19 protein-coding genes are annotated in these 16262 nt (G+C 62.6%); 10 read left to right on the top strand and 9 right to left on the bottom strand.

Annotated elements, in window-relative coordinates; translation table 11 throughout:
- The 3 genes from CH268_RS09520 (at position 1) to CH268_RS09510 (ending at position 2426) form a co-directional block, all read left to right on the top strand.
- On the top strand, positions 1-420 hold the full coding sequence (locus CH268_RS09520; protein ID WP_255182336.1) for a hypothetical protein: 420 nt from the start codon (positions 1-3) through the stop codon (positions 418-420).
- Entirely contained in the window at positions 417-1733 is a 1317-nt protein-coding gene (locus tag CH268_RS09515; RefSeq protein WP_094663555.1) for a hypothetical protein, read from the top strand. Before CH268_RS09520 ends, CH268_RS09515 begins: the two co-directional genes overlap by 4 nt.
- An 84-nt stretch (positions 1734-1817) precedes the next feature.
- Positions 1818-2426, top strand: a complete 609-nt coding sequence (locus tag CH268_RS09510; RefSeq protein ID WP_141215120.1) for a hypothetical protein — start codon at positions 1818-1820, stop codon at positions 2424-2426.
- Here the strand turns inward: CH268_RS09510 and CH268_RS09505 are convergent.
- The 3 genes from CH268_RS09505 to CH268_RS09495 all read right to left on the bottom strand — a co-directional run bounded on the left by CH268_RS09505 (position 2406) and on the right by CH268_RS09495 (position 4438).
- Positions 2406-2714 carry a hypothetical protein gene (locus CH268_RS09505; RefSeq protein WP_053068687.1) on the bottom strand — a complete coding sequence of 103 codons (309 nt, stop codon included), beginning with the start codon at positions 2712-2714 and terminating at the stop codon, positions 2406-2408. The two genes, CH268_RS09510 and CH268_RS09505, sit on opposite strands and share 21 nt — an antisense overlap.
- A gap of 45 nt (positions 2715-2759) precedes the next feature.
- Positions 2760-3452, bottom strand: a complete 693-nt coding sequence (locus tag CH268_RS09500; RefSeq protein WP_094663551.1) for a hypothetical protein — start codon at positions 3450-3452, stop codon at positions 2760-2762.
- 128 nt (positions 3453-3580) lie between these two features.
- On the bottom strand, positions 3581-4438 hold the full coding sequence (locus tag CH268_RS09495) for an alpha/beta fold hydrolase (protein ID WP_255182335.1): 858 nt from the start codon (positions 4436-4438) through the stop codon (positions 3581-3583).
- A gap of 541 nt (positions 4439-4979) precedes the next feature.
- Here CH268_RS09495 and CH268_RS09485 point away from each other — a divergent pair.
- Positions 4980-5576 (top strand): hypothetical protein, encoded by a 597-nt coding sequence (locus CH268_RS09485; protein ID WP_094663547.1) that lies wholly within the window; start codon positions 4980-4982, stop codon positions 5574-5576.
- Positions 5577-5680: 104 nt separating this feature from the next.
- Here CH268_RS09485 and CH268_RS09480 read toward each other — a convergent pair whose 3' ends face one another.
- Positions 5681-6595, bottom strand: a complete 915-nt coding sequence (locus tag CH268_RS09480) for a COX15/CtaA family protein (RefSeq protein ID WP_094663545.1) — start codon at positions 6593-6595, stop codon at positions 5681-5683.
- Positions 6596-6796: 201 nt separating this feature from the next.
- Between CH268_RS09480 and CH268_RS09475 the strand changes: the two genes are divergently transcribed.
- The gene (locus CH268_RS09475) at positions 6797-8080 is read left to right on the top strand and encodes an MFS transporter (RefSeq protein ID WP_255182334.1); all 1284 of its coding nucleotides are present in this window, start codon (positions 6797-6799) and stop codon (positions 8078-8080) included.
- Here the strand turns inward: CH268_RS09475 and CH268_RS09470 are convergent.
- Both CH268_RS09470 and CH268_RS09465 read right to left on the bottom strand, forming a co-directional pair.
- Positions 8055-9077 carry an ABC transporter substrate-binding protein gene (locus tag CH268_RS09470; protein ID WP_032371778.1) on the bottom strand — a complete coding sequence of 341 codons (1023 nt, stop codon included), beginning with the start codon at positions 9075-9077 and terminating at the stop codon, positions 8055-8057. The genes CH268_RS09475 and CH268_RS09470 overlap by 26 nt on opposite strands.
- A gap of 96 nt (positions 9078-9173) precedes the next feature.
- Positions 9174-9596 (bottom strand): hypothetical protein, encoded by a 423-nt coding sequence (locus CH268_RS09465; protein WP_255182333.1) that lies wholly within the window; start codon positions 9594-9596, stop codon positions 9174-9176.
- 133 nt (positions 9597-9729) lie between these two features.
- Here CH268_RS09465 and CH268_RS09460 point away from each other — a divergent pair, with 133 nt between their 5' ends.
- Positions 9730-10206, top strand: a complete 477-nt coding sequence (locus tag CH268_RS09460) for a DinB family protein (RefSeq protein WP_032372002.1) — start codon at positions 9730-9732, stop codon at positions 10204-10206.
- Positions 10207-10369: 163 nt separating this feature from the next.
- Entirely contained in the window at positions 10370-10831 is a 462-nt protein-coding gene (locus tag CH268_RS09455; protein WP_032371780.1) for a hypothetical protein, read from the top strand.
- Between the two features lie 66 nt (positions 10832-10897).
- On the opposite strand, the gene CH268_RS09450 is transcribed toward CH268_RS09455, so the two are convergent.
- Complete coding sequence (locus CH268_RS09450; protein ID WP_094663541.1) at positions 10898-11677, bottom strand: NAD(P)H-dependent oxidoreductase; 780 nt, start codon at positions 11675-11677, stop codon at positions 10898-10900.
- Positions 11678-11827: 150 nt separating this feature from the next.
- On the opposite strand from CH268_RS09450, the gene CH268_RS09445 reads away from it, so the two are divergent.
- Complete coding sequence (locus CH268_RS09445) at positions 11828-12691, top strand: helix-turn-helix transcriptional regulator (protein ID WP_094663539.1); 864 nt, start codon at positions 11828-11830, stop codon at positions 12689-12691.
- Here the strand turns inward: CH268_RS09445 and CH268_RS09440 are convergent.
- The gene (locus CH268_RS09440; RefSeq protein ID WP_094663537.1) at positions 12654-13808 is read right to left on the bottom strand and encodes an FAD-dependent oxidoreductase; all 1155 of its coding nucleotides are present in this window, start codon (positions 13806-13808) and stop codon (positions 12654-12656) included. The genes CH268_RS09445 and CH268_RS09440 overlap by 38 nt on opposite strands.
- 136 nt (positions 13809-13944) lie before the next feature.
- Between CH268_RS09440 and CH268_RS09435 the strand changes: the two genes are divergently transcribed.
- Together CH268_RS09435 and CH268_RS09430 are read left to right on the top strand one after the other, a co-directional pair.
- Positions 13945-14961: a redoxin family protein gene (locus tag CH268_RS09435; RefSeq protein WP_217900903.1), complete on the top strand. Its 1017-nt coding sequence runs from the start codon at positions 13945-13947 to the stop codon at positions 14959-14961.
- The gene (locus CH268_RS09430; protein WP_176457900.1) at positions 14958-15572 is read left to right on the top strand and encodes a LysE family translocator; all 615 of its coding nucleotides are present in this window, start codon (positions 14958-14960) and stop codon (positions 15570-15572) included. The genes CH268_RS09435 and CH268_RS09430 overlap by 4 nt, the downstream gene beginning before the upstream one ends.
- On the opposite strand, the gene CH268_RS09425 is transcribed toward CH268_RS09430, so the two are convergent.
- On the bottom strand, positions 15556-16230 hold the full coding sequence (locus CH268_RS09425) for a TetR/AcrR family transcriptional regulator (RefSeq protein WP_032392168.1): 675 nt from the start codon (positions 16228-16230) through the stop codon (positions 15556-15558). The two genes, CH268_RS09430 and CH268_RS09425, sit on opposite strands and share 17 nt — an antisense overlap.
- Positions 16231-16262 lie beyond the last annotated feature (32 nt).

Below are 16262 nucleotides of genomic sequence, written 5' to 3'. Positions count from 1 at the left end.
ATGGGACTGTCGCCACTGCGGGCAGCGGTCATCGGATGTGCAACAGTGGCGTTGGTGGCCGGCTGCGGATCGTCGTCCGGCGGTACCTCGCCCACCACAGCAGAACCGGTGACCAGCACCGATTCCACCCCGTCGGTCTCCGCGCAGCTCGATACCCTGCGGATGAATGTCTCGATCGTCGGCGACACGGTCGAACCGACCAATCAACGCCTCGACGCCTCTGTGGGGCAATTGATTTCGATGTCGATCAGCAGTGATACCACCGACGAACTGCACGTGCATTCGGTTCCCGAGCACACCTTCGAGATCGAGCCAGGCAAAGATCAGGTGTTCACGTTCACCGTCGATGTACCCGGACAGGTGGATATCGAACTGCACCACAGCGATCGCACTGTCGCCACGCTCGTCGTTCGTCCGTGATTCTCGCCCACGGCCTCGGCGGGTCGACCGATCTGCCGATTCCTGTCACCTACGCCCTGATCGGAGGGGCGTGGGCGCTGGCGGCGTCGTTCGTGCTGCTGTTGTTCGCATGGCGTCGCCCCAGACTCGACCCCACGCGTGTCGTCGTGGCGTTGCCGCGGATGACGGTGGTGGCTGATTCGGCGATCGTCCGGGGACTCGTCGGGACCTTGTCGGTGCTGCTGGCGGGCACTGTCTCCGCAGCATCGGTGTGGGGGCCACAGGATTCCAGCAACGCGTTGCTCGGCACCTTCTACGTTCTGGTGTGGGTGGGCATCGTTCCGGCGTCGCTGGCGTTCGGACCGTTCTGGCGAATCGTGTCTCCGATGCGGGCACTACACCGCGTCGTGTGCGGACTGTTGCGTCGTCCGACGTCGTCGGCGATAGTCGCCTACCGTCGCGAATGGGGCTGCGTACCAGCAGTTGTCGGACTCTTCGCATTCGTCTGGCTCGAACTGGCTTCACCCGACTCGGGTTCGGTGTCGGCTGTTCGTCTGTGGTGCGCGGTGTATGTCATGTCGATGGCGGTCGGTGCGGCGATCTTCGGCGACGAATGGTTCTCTCGTGCAGATCCTTTCGAGGTGTACAGCGACACGGTATCTCGGTTGTCTCCACTCACCCGAGATGCCGCGTCCGGCCTGCTGGCGCTGCGGTCTCCGCTGGACGGTGCGGTGAGCCTGCCGGTGCAGCGGGGCACGGTGGCAGTCCTCGCCGTTCTGCTCGGGTCCACCGCTTTCGACAGCATCGGGCAGATACCGGCGTGGCGTTCGTTGGTCGACGAATCCGCTCTCGGATCGGTGCCGACCAGAACCCTCGGGTTGATTGCCGTGATCTGCGTTGTCGGAGCGGCGTTCTGGTCTGCGGCCCGTGCCACCGGGGGAGTGACGCGTGTTCGCCGTGTCGCGCTACCTGGCCTGCTCGCCCATTCCCTGATCCCGATCGTGGTGGGTTACATGACGGCTCACTACCTCACGTACTTCGTCGAAAATGGCCAACAGACAATCATTTCGCTATCGGATCCATTGGGCAACGGTGCGAATGTACTGGGGCTGCGGGATGCATCGGTTTCCTACGTCCTGTCCAACCACCCGTCGGTCGTCGCCGGCATCGCCGTCCTGGCGGTCGTGGTGGGGCACCTGGTGGGTATCACCCTCGCCCACGACGCCTCGCTGCGAACACTGCCGAAAGAGCACGCGGCTACCGGACAGCTCGCCATGATGGTCGTAATGGTGCTCTACACATTCGGTGGATTGTTCCTGCTGTTCGGTGCGTGATCGGTCCGCTCGCGAATTTAGGATTGTCCGAAATTCGGAACAATGACGGGGCAGGAACGCTACTCTTCCTGCACGATGTGCACTGTGGACCGCCCGATACCCAAGCGAGAGAAGCGGGTGCGCCCTCCCGGAAAAGTCCTGGCCGCTATCACTTTCCTGTTGTGCGCGGCGGCGTTGTTCGGGTCGATGAACTACTGGCCTGTTGCCGGGCGAGTCTTCAACCTGCTCAATTTCGTTGTCTTCGTTGCAGTTGCGCTGATCCTTCTCGTCGTGGGCATCGTCTGGTGGTACAAGACTGTGAAGTACCTACGGTCAGGGCAGCCGTGGTCGCGGATGATTGCCGTGGCACCGGTCATCGTCGTGATCGGACTGGTTCTGGCGCTCACCATTCCGGAGCCATCGTTCGAGCGGTCGAAGCCGAAGTTCGACGCGTTCGTCGCTACCCTTCCGGCCACCGGACCTGTGAATGTGGACAACGTGTCGATCGACGCGTTCGATCTCACCAGGGTCAGCCGCGGGTTGAACGAATCTGCGATCTATTTCGTCGACGCGGATACCGTGTTCTTCAGCTACATTTCCGGCTGGATCTACTCTCCCGACGGTCCGCCGCAACCACGATCATCGAGCGAAGAGCTCGACTACACCAGCCTGGGCGGGCCCTGGTACAGGTTTTCACTCACCTTCGACTTCTGACCTGTGAGGGGTCTGCGTTCTAGTCCGCCCGCGGCGGACCCTGACAATCGTCACCGCTGCCAACACCAACCCTGCGAGTGTCATGAAGTCGGACTCGGTGAGACCCCGTTCTGCATCGACCACGTACAACGTCCTGCCTTCGATGGGGGCGTTGAAGAACAGCCACAGCACCGAGACGACACTCAGCGATATCGCCGCGGGCCACGACGGCCTGGCCAGAGACCATGCTGCTGAGGCGAACACGGCGTTCATCAGAACGAGGGCATGGAACGGATCGATAGATGGCACCGGTACATCATGACGGAGTGCGTGACGGACGACGACATCCTGAGCTCAGCGTTCACCGCGACAGAAAACCCGCGCTTCGGGATCTGCCGAGGGGTCGGGCGTCAAGTCGGCACAGTCCTTCATGACGGGCAGGCCCTGGTAGTCGGCCAGTTGCGGACATACGTATGCCAGTGCCGAATAGACGAGAAGATCGAACTGAGCCACCTGATCGCTAGGCATCGACGGGGCCGCACGGTCGTTCGGATGCAGTTGTTCCCACATCTGGCGAACTCCGGAACCGGCGATCGAGTTGCACGTTGCTCGTCCGTACTGTGCAACCTGGCCTCGGAGGGCGCGGAACTCGATTCCCGAGTGCAGCTGCCCGTCGTTGATCGGCAAGCCGCACACTGCATTCGAGAAGGCTGCGTCTGCGCCGCTCGGAACTTCGTCGTTCGGCCCCTGCCGCCATTCCGCGCTCTTGTCCTGGGCGATCTGTGCAGGTAATGGGAACGATTGATCCGGGTAGGCGGCACGCTGGTCGTCGAACACGGTCTGCCAGTACGTGACGTAGTCGTCCTCGGTGATGTTCGGCTGGTCGGAGTCCACACAAACGGCGGTTTCGTCGACGGGGGCGTTTGTAGGAGCGGTCGTGTAATAGCGCTCGGACGTCGGCGACGCGGTGCTAGGCGGGTCCTCGGCCGGGGTGCCGCATGCGGTTGCGACGAACAGCGCCGCGATCAGGGCGATCGACCACCTCATGTCGGCAAACCCTAACAGGGAGTAGCGCTTCCCATGCTTTGAACGTCTGGCGCTGAGCCGACCTGCGGCCAATCGGGGTGGAGGGGCGAGTGCGTCAGCTATAGCTCGCGGTCATCAGACGGTAGATGTCAGCCCAGAGCATTCAGCAGCACTGCATCCAGTTTCCCGGCCGGCAGCATCGGCAACATATGGTGGCTGCAGCCGGGCAGGACGACGGTGTGTGCGTTCGGAAGAACTTCCCCAACAGCGTGCGCGATACGAGAACTGTTGTGCACCTTGCTCTCACCGGCAAAGACGACGGTTACGTCCGCGGACAGCGTCGCCCATCGATCTTTCTTAGGACGGCGCGGAACTACTGGTCTGCTCGACGGGAAGTCGGTGCCTCGCTCGGTGAGGTCGAGCCAGTCTGCGTCTATCGGAGCATTCTGCGTTTCCCACCGGATCAGAGAACGCATTCGCGTGCGAGTCGGTCGCACCAGAATGGGCACCGCGTGCAGAAGATATGCCAGTCGCATGCCGGCGAAGCACGATGGTGGATCCAGTAAAACAAGTCTGCCGACGCGCTTGGGCCGGTGCAGCGCATAGTCGAGCGCCACCTTCGCCCCGTACCCATGTCCGATTACCGAAGTCCGTGTGACTTCCAGCGTGTCGAGTATTTGATCGAGCCAGGACATCAGGTCATCGACTGCCCGGATCGGCTTCTCGCCGACCACGCTCCGTCCGGGCTCACCCATAGGGTCGATTGCGAAGACCCGATTGCCCCGGGCCAGGGCTGCGATGTTGGCGAACCAGACAGTAGAGGTTGCTCCGCCACCGGGCAGGAGCACCACTGGAGTTCCCCCGGCGGGTCCGGAAGCGTTGATTCGGGTTGTGCCGTATTCGGATTCGACATCGATGGTGTCAGTGAGAACCGGCCACTTGGCCAGCACGCGGTCGTAGGCCGAGAAGAATGCCTCGGCTGCTGGGCTACGACTGAACTGATTCACTGATCTCCCTAATATCTCGACAATCGAGATATTAGATCATCGTGATACTTTCGGGCAACGCGTTCATCAGAACGAGGCATGGAACGGATCGATAGATGGCACCGGTACATCATGACCGAAGGCGGACGGTCAGGCCCTAGTCTGGCTACGTGCACAACGAGGATCGGAGCGAAACCAACCGACATCTTCTGGACTCGCTTCTATCGGTGGTCGCCCTTGTCGTCGGAGGTGCCCTGGGTTTCGTGGGTGCCGTGTGGGCACTGAGAGTGGCACCGGATCTTCCTGGAATCTTCGCCGTTCCGGTGAGCGATCGGGGCGCGAGCGCGCCTGACGTACCTCTTACGTATTGGCTGACCTGGTTGCTTCCGCCGATCGCCGTGTACGGCTGCTACGGACTGATCGTGTGGGCTGCGCGCCCGTCGATTTGGGTGAGCGTGTGTGCCGTTGGATCTTTCACAGCCGTCTACGGGCCAGTGGCCCTCTTGTGGATCTCCCTGGATGTGGGCGGTTTTTCGCCGAGTTGAACCAGGAAGGTGAATTCATGGCAGAAGACACCACGCGGGTGACGCGGCGTCGGCCGGGGATCGGCACCGCTCTGGCGACGGTTGTCTTTCTCGCACTTCTCGCAGGGAACCGATTCGAGTGGTGGGACTATCGCTCACCGTGGAATCTGTTCCTCGACTTGGTGATCGTGTGGATGGCAGTGGCTGGCCTCATTGTCGTCGGTGTCGTGTGGATCTACCGGCTGCACCGTTATCGGACCTCTACTGGGCGTTGGCCGTGGCAGAGTGTGGCCGCCCCGCTGGTGGTTCTGGCTGCCGCTGTGGCATTCATTGCAATCGAAAGGCCGGTCGAACGGGACTTCGACCGCGCCAGACCCGAGATGGAAAGCCTCGCGGAAACCATGCTCGACAAGCACATCCAGCGCATCGGCTCGATCCGGATCAGTGGCGTTTCGTTGTCTCACGTACGCGTCGAATCTGACAACTGTGTGTCTTTCGTGGATAGCAAACGCAGCAACACGCTGTCGCGGTCCGGCTGGCTCTACACCGCTCGATGCGCACGGGACCCGCGGCACTACGGCCCATTGGTGCAGTTGGCGCCCAATTGGATGACCTACTCGGAGCGTGGAACGTGATTCCCCATGTCCAGGATGCGCGTCATTTCGCGCTGCGTGCTCTGTTGATGACACAGCTCGTGAACCAAATAGGGCGTGTTACCTACTGGCTCAACGATCCTGGCCTACCGATCAACATCGGCTGATGACGGAGCTGGTACTCGGCGAGCCTCTCGTTGCCATGGTCCGCCGGCGTCGATCCGACGGGTTTCGAACACGATTCTCAGAACGCCGGCCCAAATCAGCGCTGATCCGATCAGATGCAACACGATCAGCATTTCGGGCTGCACACCGAGGGATTGCAGCACCCCGATTGCGCCCTGCGCGACGATCAGGCCAACCAACACGCCGGCCGACCGAGTGAGTCTGCGAGCGCCCGCAGAACGAGCATGCAGAATCATCGCTACTGCCACGACGGCGAGGACGAGGGCGACGGTGCCGTGCACCAGAGTCATGACGGTCCAGTCCAACGGAATGCGGTGCACATCGGCGGAGTCGCCAGCATGTACACCTGTGCCAGTCACCACGGTGCCGATGAGGATGAGCGAGGCGGCAACCACAAGTAGGAGCATCCCGTGCAACCGAAGACGGCCGGTGGCAGTCACAACAGTTACGTCGTGCGATTCGATGAGATCGAAGGTTCGTGTCGCTACCGTCAGCAACAGCATGGCGGCGATGAAGTGAGCTGCAACCATGTACGGGCTCAGACGAGCGAGCACGGTGATACCTCCGACGATCGCGTTGAGAATCACGATCCAGAACTGCCACCATGCCGTAGTCAGTACGTCGCAGCGCGGCGGTTGCTGGCACCGCGCTACTAGGATCACGAGACCAACAGTGGCGCATAGCACCCAGGTCAGCAGTCTGTTGACGAATTCGATGACGCCATGGATCCCCATCTCTGCTGTGGGACCGAGTGAACCGTCTGTGCACGAGGGCCAAGTTGGGCACCCCAGCCCGGAGCCCGTCACCCGGACGAACGCACCCCCCGCCACTACGAGGATGGTCATCACGATCGATGCGATTGCGGCACGGCGCATTGCGGTCGGCCCTAGGCTTATTCGGGCCGCCGCCAAGCTCAATGGTGTTTGCACTCGTTCACTTCCGATGGGTGGCGTAAGCGGTCGTGTTGCAGCCGCTCGAACCTATCGCAGCTCCCAAGTGGATGGCTCATCCCGATGAAGGAAGTCTGCCAGGCTGAGGGGACCGCACCGGCCGTCGCGCCAGTAGTGTCGACGTTCGTGACGATCAACCCTGGAGTCGGTGGTGCGTCGGCGCGAGGTCGGCTACGAGACCTTCCGTCGGTGGTCAAGCTCGTGTTGGCATCGATGGTGTTGTTCAATGTCGGCTTCTACCTGGTGGTTCCGTTTCTCGCGGTGCATCTGTCGGAGGAGCTCGGATTCGCGAGTTGGATCGTCGGGCTCGTGTTGGGTCTGCGCACGTTCAGTCAGCAGGGCATGTTCTTTCTCGGCGGCAGTATTGCCGATCGCTTCGGTCGTCGACCGGTCATTCTGTGGGGCATAGCAATACGCATCGTCGGGTTCGTTGTGCTGGCGCTTGCGAGCAGCCTCCCCGCTGTGATCGTCGGGATTCTGCTGATCGGTTTCGCCGCAGCATTGTTCGCGCCCGCGGTGGAATCGGCCAACGCCGATATCGGTCGACAGCTCGAAGACTTGGGCGTCATCAAGCGCACCGAACTGTTCGGTTATGAGCAGATGAGCAGTCGGCTCGGCACCGTGCTCGGGCCCGCGTTGGGGGCGGTGCTCCTGGTGTTCCCGTTCTCGGCGTCCGCCGCCGTGGCCGCAATCTTGTTCGCCGGCATGTGGTTCGGGTTCTACTTCCTGTTCCCCAGGACAATCGAAACCGGCAGTGTCGTCGGTACTTCCATCACCCGGGTCTGGCGTGTGGTGTTGGGCAATCGACGCTACGTCGTGCTGGCCACGCTGTGCAGCGCACAGTTCGTCGCGCTCGCTCAGCTGTATCTGATGCTGCCCGAGCAACTCTCACTACGTATCGGCTCGCAGGATCTGCTCGGCTGGTTCTACGTCGGGGCAGCGGTACTGGTGATCGTCGGTCAGCGGCCGATGGTGGCAGTCGCCGCACGGATGGGATCGCGGGCCGCGACAACCATCGGCTTGGCCGTCATGGCGGCATCGTTCGTGATTCCGGCGGTAGGACCAGGCACCGTCACCGACTCGGTGTGGCCGTACGCACAGATTGCAGCGTGGATCGCGCTACTGCATCTGGGGCAGATGTTGATGGTGCCGTCGATGCGAGACACACTGGCCCGAATTGCCGGAGAACGTTATCTCGGAGCACATTTCGGACTGCTCAACACCATCGGTGGATGTCTGTCGCTGATCGGCACGATCGGCGTGGGGTATCTCTACGATCGCCTCGACGACGGCAGCGTTGCAGCGGCGACCCCATGGTTGGTGGTCGCCGGCTGCATCGCCGCGCCTGCCGTCGTGCTCGGTGTGTGGTCGTCGATGTCCGACGCTATCTGGCCGCGTCGACAGCCTTGATGTCGTCGATGAACGCAGACAGCACAAACGGGATGGTCAGCGGATTCGGCATCGACACTGCGTCGGAGACAATCGGATCCAGCGCGATCAATCCACCGTTGCGCACGACGCCCAGATTGGTGAATGTCTCCTGCGATTCCATGGACTCGCGGTGGAGTTCGTAATTGTCGAAGAAGAGGTAGTCGCAGTCGAGCAAGCTGTAGCTTTCCGCCGACAGTTCGGTGTTCAGCTTGCCTTCGAATTGGGACGCCAATGCGGCGGGTGCCTCGAAGCCGAGTGCGGTCAACAGCTGGGCCCGCGCCGAGTCGGGACTGAACGCCCGTAGCTTGCCGTCACTCCACCTGATGACCAATGCAGCCGTCTTGCCGACGAACTGCGGATTGTCGGTTCGAGCCTGCGCCACAAGGGCTTCGACGCGGTCGACCTCGGCCTGAGCGGCACTCGGCAAACCCACGGAGCGTCCGATTCTGGTGGTCACCTCCTGCCACGGCAGCACCCAATCGGTCTGACCCGCAGCGTGCAGCACTGTCGGTGCAATCGCACTGAGCTTCGCGTAGACGTTTTCGTCGATGGCGTTGTTGACGGCGATGATCAGATCGGGGGCGGCGGCCGCGATGGTCTCCACATCGAACTCGGTTGTCGCATTCGCCAGTGCTACCGGTTCGTCACCCTTGACGGTCGGTTCGGCCCAGATGCCGATGCCGTCGTCGGTCGAGCCCTTCCACACCGGCACCAGTACGGGCGTCAAACCCAACGAGAGCAGGACGTCGGAGTCGCCGATGCCCACCGCGGCGATACGAGTGGGAGCGGCCTGGATGGTCGTCGAACCGAGCTTGTGCTCGATCGTCACAGGGAACGCGCCGCTCTCGACGTTCGCCGCCGAACTGGAGCCATCCGAACGTTCCGCCGAGCCGTTGGCGCAGCCGGCAACAACGAGACCGGCGACCGACACGAACGTCATCGACAACGCAGTCCGCCGATTCACCACGGGATTCATCGAGTCTCCTTCGAGCGTAGTTTGGATGCCCTAATCTAAACCACCCTCGCCCGATTGTGCTGTCCTACGTTCTGCGGTCGATACCTTCTCGAATGGCTACGGAACGTAGAACGTCGCGAACCCCGGCACGGTGGTTGCGGAAGTCGGTAGTCCGACGAGTACCACTTGCCCTGGCCCGCTGTACACAATTGCCTCGTGCGGGGATCCGAAGAGGGCGTCGGACAATCGGGCGTTGCCACTGGCCCCGGTAGTCAGGTTCACCCAGCGCACGTCGGAAATGAGGTAGCACCCGGTGTTCGCGTTCGGGACGTCCGTGACCTTGGCGATCCCGGGTTGCTCGCCGACCACCACGGCACAATTGCTCGGGGGTGAATCGACACTGCCCCTGGGGTTTCCGTAGGGCGCTGGGTTGAATTGAAACGGGATCGTCACCTCCGCGGACGCCACTGCAGTTGACGTGAACGCCGCACCGACCATCACCGCACCGCACACTGCAAGCCGCTGAACGAGTCTTGCCATGACAACCTCCACTGGTTTCGGAATCCGGCGATGGCCCCATCCTCTCTCCTATTCGAGGCGAGATGGTGGCAAACGAGCTATCGAGACGCCATCGACACTGGGTACGGGAGAGGGTCAGGTGTACGGTCCGGTGATGCAGGACGACATCGAAAGACGCGTAGCCGACGCCACTCTCGTGATCGTCGGCGAGAGTCTGTCGTCGATGACGGAAATCCTCAGGGGCCTGGGTGACGAGCTGGCCAACACCACACCGGATCTGCCGGGTGCCAACAGTCCGTACGCCATCGTCTTCCACTGTGTCGCCGTGATCGAGCACTGGGGAGGCTCGGTGATCGCCGGCCTGAAACTTCCGCGGGACCGCGCCACCGAATTCACGGCCACCGGCCGGGTAGATGACCTGATCACACGGGTCGACGACGTTCGTACGCGTCTGCCCGAGTGGGTGGATATGGCATTGCGCGAAGGGATTCGTGATCGGACCGTCATGGGTTCCACGCGCCCGGAACTTGCAACCGCCACCCCGGAATGGGTGTTGACACACCTGGTGCGCGAGCTGTCCCAACACCTCGGCCAGCTCGAGCTCACACGCGACGTCCTTCGCCGGGCGTGACAACTGCCGACGTTTCTGTTGTCCGCGTTCTCGATGAACGAAGGTACGAATCATCACGTCCTCTGCCGCCGGAGCCCGGGGGAGTGCCACATGGGGGGGTCGCCCACTGCAACGGCGACCGTTGTCGTTGTGGCTATGCGAATCTTGGTGTGAAGTAGGTGCGATGAAGAGTCGGTGGTCGGCAGTGTCCAGCCTCGGTGCCGTGCTGGTGCTCCTGGCGTTGGTGCTCGCAGGGTGCACACACAGCGGCACCGCTGGCGAGTCGGTTGAAACGGTCGATCGGCAGGACCCGGCAGCGGTGGTCCGAGGTTGGGTCGATGCGGTCAACGCCGGCGATTCGTCGACGGGTGAGTCCTTGGTCGCGGACGAGGGGTGGCAGGGGATGCAGGGCTGGTTCAACGCACCTCGGGCACACCTGGACAACCTCGAGATCGTCAGAGTTACCGAGGAAGACCCGACCCCGGGTACAGCCGCCGAAGGCTATCGATTCGAGGCCTGGGTGTCGGTGCGCTTCGATCTCACCGGCGGCGACGGGTCCATGCACGAAGGGGCAACAACCTGGGGATACATCCTCGCACGGCAGGAATCGTCGGATCCGTGGTCGATCGTGAGCAACGGCATGTAGCACCCCTGCACCCGCAGCCACCTGACCATTCATCGCCAGCGCGGAAACGCGCTCGGCGACAAGTGATCACGACCGCACGTGCAAGGCGAAACTCGACTGCCCGGGTTCTTCGAGGCCCTCTTTGAGACGAAGGGACGGCATCTCGTAATCGCCGAAGTTCTGCTTCCTGAACGCTATCGGTTCGGTCGTCTCGAGTTCGAGTAGTCGCCGTTCCCAGTTCTTCGCCGCAATTGCGTACTCCTCGGCCGTCAATCGATCGGATCCGTGGACGACGAACGGAGGTAGAACGTCGATTCCCGGGTAGTAGAGGATGCCGTGGTGAATGGGGAACAACAGGTCGTCGATCGGGCCGTTGATGCCTCGATCCGAGTAGTGGGCTTCAGGGCCGCCCACGGTGACCGACAGCAGTGCTCTCTTGCCGGCGAGGGTTCCTTCGCCGTAGCGCTCACCGTACTTGGTGTCGCTGTGTTCGCCGACGCCATAAGCGAAGTGGTAGGTGAACACTCGATCGACCCACCCCTTCAGGATCGCGGGCATCGAGTACCACCACAGCGGGAACTGGAAGATGATGGTGTCGGCCCACAACAGCTTTTCCTGCTCGGTGCGGACATCGGACGTGAGAGTGCCGGTGTCGAAAGCCCGTCCGGAATCTGCAGCCACCCGCAGTGGCGAGGACGCGGCAGGGCCGTAGTCCGAGGCGTCGAGTGCAGCTTTCCACTTCGATCCGTACAGATCGGTCACCTGCACTTCGTGGCCTGCGGCTTCCAACGTGGTGACGGCCAGATCTTTGAGGGAGTGGTTGAGCGACTGTGGTTCTGGGTGGGCATAGACGATGAGCGTCTTCACGGGTGCTCCCTGTTGTCGAGTTGTGTTCGAGTGACGCCTTCACCCTGTCTCGTTCTGCCCGTCTCGTTCAGGGGCGCGATGTCCTGTGGTCGGTGTTCCTGGTATCGGCGGTACCACTCTCGACCGACGAATACGGGGGATACTTCAGGTGTGGACGATTTGGCGAACTTCTTGAGAATTCGGCGGTCCCGTGTCGATCCGGCGTCGGTCGGAATTCCCGTCGACCGGTATCGCCGCGTCGACGGGCTGCGGCGCGAGGAGGTCGCTCACCTGTCGGGTGTCAGCATCGATTACTACGTTCGTCTCGAACAGGGCCGTGCCACACAGCCGTCCGAGCAGATTCTCGATGCTCTGGCGCGGGTGTTCGCTTTGGACGACACCGAACGGGCGCACCTGGATCGGCTTGCCCGTCGACGTCGTCGACCTGCGAAGACCCCGAAGGGGCGCGTGCGCCCCGAACTTCTACGCGTGCTCGATCTGGTCGAGGGAGCGCCTGCGTTCATCATGGATCACCGTATGAATGTGCTTGCGGGCAACCGACTTGCGCGGGTGCTGTACGGCCAGCCGATCCCGGGGTTGAACACTGCGCGACACATCTTTCTCGAAGAGACCGAGCGGGGGCTGTACGACGACTGGAACACCTGCACCATGGATGTCGTCGGTCATCTTCGGCTTGCTGCGGGACAATATCCGGACGATCCCCAGTTGGCGTCGCTGATCGGGGAATTGTCCATGGGAAGTGACCGATTCCGTCGACTGTGGGCCCGCGCTGATGTGTGCGCTCGAACCCACGGGCGCAAGGCCTACCGTCACCCGCTGGTGGGTTTGTTGGAGCTTCATCAGGAGAACTTCGCTCTGCCGGGTGAGCCGGGAATGGAGATGATCGTCCTGAGCGCCGCGGCCGGCAGTGCCAGCGAGGACGGCCTGCGGCTGCTTGCAGCCCTTGCGCTCGATACGGCGTCGGACAGTGAATCTGTTACTGCGAGAGACGATCACCCGAGCTCACAGGGGTGACGCCGGTGATCAGATCGATCATTCCGAACGGGGAGCGTTCCCCGAGGCAGAGGTCGAGCGTTTCGTGTGACTGGATGGCCACCGCTTCACTTCGGATGAACATGGCCTTCTCGTAGACGGACACGGCTGCATCGATGTTGCCGCGGTGATCGGCGATGGCGCGAGCGAGTTCTGCGCCGTCGAACATCGCCAGATTGGCGCCGTCTCCGGAGGGAGGCATCAGGTGTGCGGCATCGCCCACGAGTGTCACTCCCGGCGTGGGATCCCAGCGGTGGTCGTTGGGGAGCGTGAAGATCTTTCGGGGAACCAGCGCGGTCTCGCCGTCGGTGATCAACGCGGTCAATTCCGGTGCCCATCCATCGAATTCGGCTGCGATCGCGGCTTTGGCCGAGGCGGCGTCGGTGAAGTCGATCGCGTCGATCCAGTCGACGCTGCGATTGAGCTGAACGTACGTGTGCAGGATGTCGCCGGCCTCGCGATGCACGGAGATCCCCTTACCCGGGGTGAGGGCGAACATCGCACCGCCGCCGACTGCGCGAGCCGTCGCGGGGTGACGTGCGTCGACGTCGTGCAGGTAGGTCTCGACGAAGACGGTGCCCACGTATTCGGGTTGGGCAGCCGAGAGCAGAGAGCGGATTCGTGACCACGCGCCGTCGGCACCGACGAGCAAATCGCTGACTGTGGTGGTTCCGTTCGCGAACTCGAGTGCGTGTTGCCCATTGCCCAATGGGCGGATGGAGGTGAGCTTGTGCCCCCACTGAACGGTGTCGTCCGGCAGTGAGTCGAGCAGAATGCGTCGCAGATCGCCGCGCAGTACCTCCGGTCGGCCTCCGGTGCCGTCGTCGGCTTCGTCGAGTAGAGCCTCACCGTTAGGACGCAGGACGCGAGTCGCTTCGCCTCCCTCGTGAATGATGGCGCGGAACTGTTCTGTGAGCCCGGCTGCGGCGAGGGCGACCTGCCCGTCCTCCTCGTGGATGTCGAGCTGCCCGCCTTGAGTGCGCACATCGGCCGCAGCGTCGGCCTCGTACACCGTGGCGGCGATTCCGTGAACGTGCAGTACTCGTGCCAGCACCAGGCCGCCGAGTCCTGCACCGATGATCGAGATGGATGAACCCATGACTGTCTCCGCTCTTCGTTGGAACACTGTTCCAACGAAGAATGGAACACTGTTCCAATGCTGTCAAGTAGGCGGAAGCCCGCGGTCGCGTTTCGCGTTTGACCTGTCCCCTGGGGGCCGGGTTTACGGTACGGAGATGGACGACCTGCTGAGCGTTGGAGATGTGACCCGCGAGACCGGTGCCTCGTCGAAGGCGTTGCGCGGATACGAGGCATTGAATCTCGTTGTCCCCGAACGGGTCGCCAACGGTTGCCGCATGTACGACCGCCACCAGGTTCGAGTCTTCGCGCAGATCCACCGCCTGAATGCACTCGGAATTCCGCTCGCGGACATGCACCCGTTCATCGACTGCCTGAACGCCGGAAGCCTGCACGCGGACACCTGCCCCGCCTCGCTGTCCGGGTATCGCCGGGCGATCCAGCGGGTCGAACAGGCCATCGACGACCTCGACCGACAACGCGTCGCGCTGGTCGCCAACCTCGCCGAGGCAAGCGCACGGATGGCCGACGAGTGGGCCACCGCCGATGCGCGCAATCCCAATCTCGCCCCGCTGCCGGCCGACCTCGACGTCCCACACGACGATGGTGCGACCGATCATCTGCGCGGGGTGGCAATGCCGACCACCCAGTTACCGTCCACAGACGGTGGCCACGTCGACCTCTCTGCCCTCGGAACGGGCCGTGTCCTGGTCTATGTGTTCCCGATGACCGGTGCACCAGGGCATGACATGCCCGACGGTTGGGACGCTATCCCCGGTGCCCGCGGATGCAGCCCGCACAACTGCGACATGCGTAACCACTATGCAGAGCTGGTGCAGGCCGGGATCAGCGCGGTCTATGGACTGTCGAGTCAACCCGTCGAATATCAATCGGAACTGGTTGGGGCACTGCGACTTCCCTATCCGCTGCTCACCGACAGTGAACTGATTCTGCACGACGTGATCGGACTACCGACGTTCAGCACAGGGGATCTCACGGTCTACCGACGACTTGCTCTCGTCATCACCGGGGGAATCATCGAGCACGTGTTCTACCCTGTGTTCCCGCCGGACCGACACGCGCAGACCGTCCTCGACTGGCTCGATCAACACCCCCGGCACGTGACGGCACCGACGCGGATTGCATCGCGCACTGTCGACGGCGACGGGCAGTGATCGGCATTGCCGATCTCGCGCTGTTCGCCGGAGTGTTCGCGGCATCAGCTGCCACCCCCGGCCCCGAAGTTGTTGCGGTGACGGCTCGATCCCTCGACTCCGGGTTCCGGGGCGTTTCTGGACTGGCCGCCGGCATCATTGTCGGAAAGCTGACTCTCCTCGGCATGGCCATGGCAGGACTCGCCGCGGCGACGGCGGCCTACGAGCCGATCCTTCGCGTCCTCACCTGGGCCGGCGCTGGGTATCTCTGTTACCTCGCCGCGAAGAAGTGGAGGACAGCCGGAGCGCCGGCGCTATCAGTGCCCACACGCGACACGCCCCGCCGAGCTCACAGTGTCGGCCTCGGAATAGTGCTCACCATGTCCAATCCCGTGGCCATCGGCTTCTACGTTGCGCTACTTCCCAGCGTCATCGACCTCACACAAGTGCACCTCGACGACTATCTGTTGCTCGGACTCACCCTCACCACGGTCATGGCGGTGATCATCGGGCTCTACGGTCTCGCTGGATTGCGCCTTCGGCGCTTCTTCGACCGCGGCGGTCAACGCATAGTGGACCGAACCACCGCCGGAGTATTTCTCCTGTGCGCTGTCTTCATCGTCTTGCGCTAGTTCGGTCGATGCCGGCCAGGATGATGTCGACACCGGCCTGAAACTGTTCTCTATCATCATGTTCGGCGAATTGTGACGCGATTCGGGTCAGGAACGGATAGTCGCCGGTATCCGTCACCGCCGAGCGTGTGGAGTCGAGAAATGTCGCGCGGTCCGTCACCGTGGCGGCTAGTTGCCTCCCGGCATTGCGCTGGCTCGCAGCCCCGAGAGCGTGGTACATGAGCACGGACGCGGCGTCGAACTGCTCATTCTCCGGAATTCCGCGGACGTCCAGTTCGGTTCCGATGCGGTCGAACAGATGCATGACGGCCGGCTGCCACGGTGCGCCGGCGAGTTGCGTCGCCACCCATGGCCGCGTGGTGATCATGTCGAACACCCTCATCATCACGCCGCGAACGCCCTGCTCTGTCGACTCGATCTCGGGCGAGGATTCCAACACTGACGCCATGACGGCTTTGGCCGCTGCCGCGAGCAGATCTTCCCTGTTCCCGACGTGGTGATAGAGCGCTCCGGCGCCCGTGGACAGGTGTGCGGCGAGAGTGCGGAACGTCAAAGCATCGGTGCCACCCTCGTCGAGCATCTCGATCGCTGCCTGCACGATGCGCCCTTTGGACAGGGCGTCGGAACGTCGCGCGGGTGTCGGCTTCTTCTCTGGCATGGGCCGATCCTGTCACAACTGGAACGTCGTTC

Source organism: Rhodococcus sp. 06-1460-1B (assembly GCF_002258475.1).
GTDB lineage: Bacteria > Actinomycetota > Actinomycetes > Mycobacteriales > Mycobacteriaceae > Rhodococcoides > Rhodococcoides fascians.
This window is presented reverse-complemented; position numbering and strand designations above follow the sequence as displayed.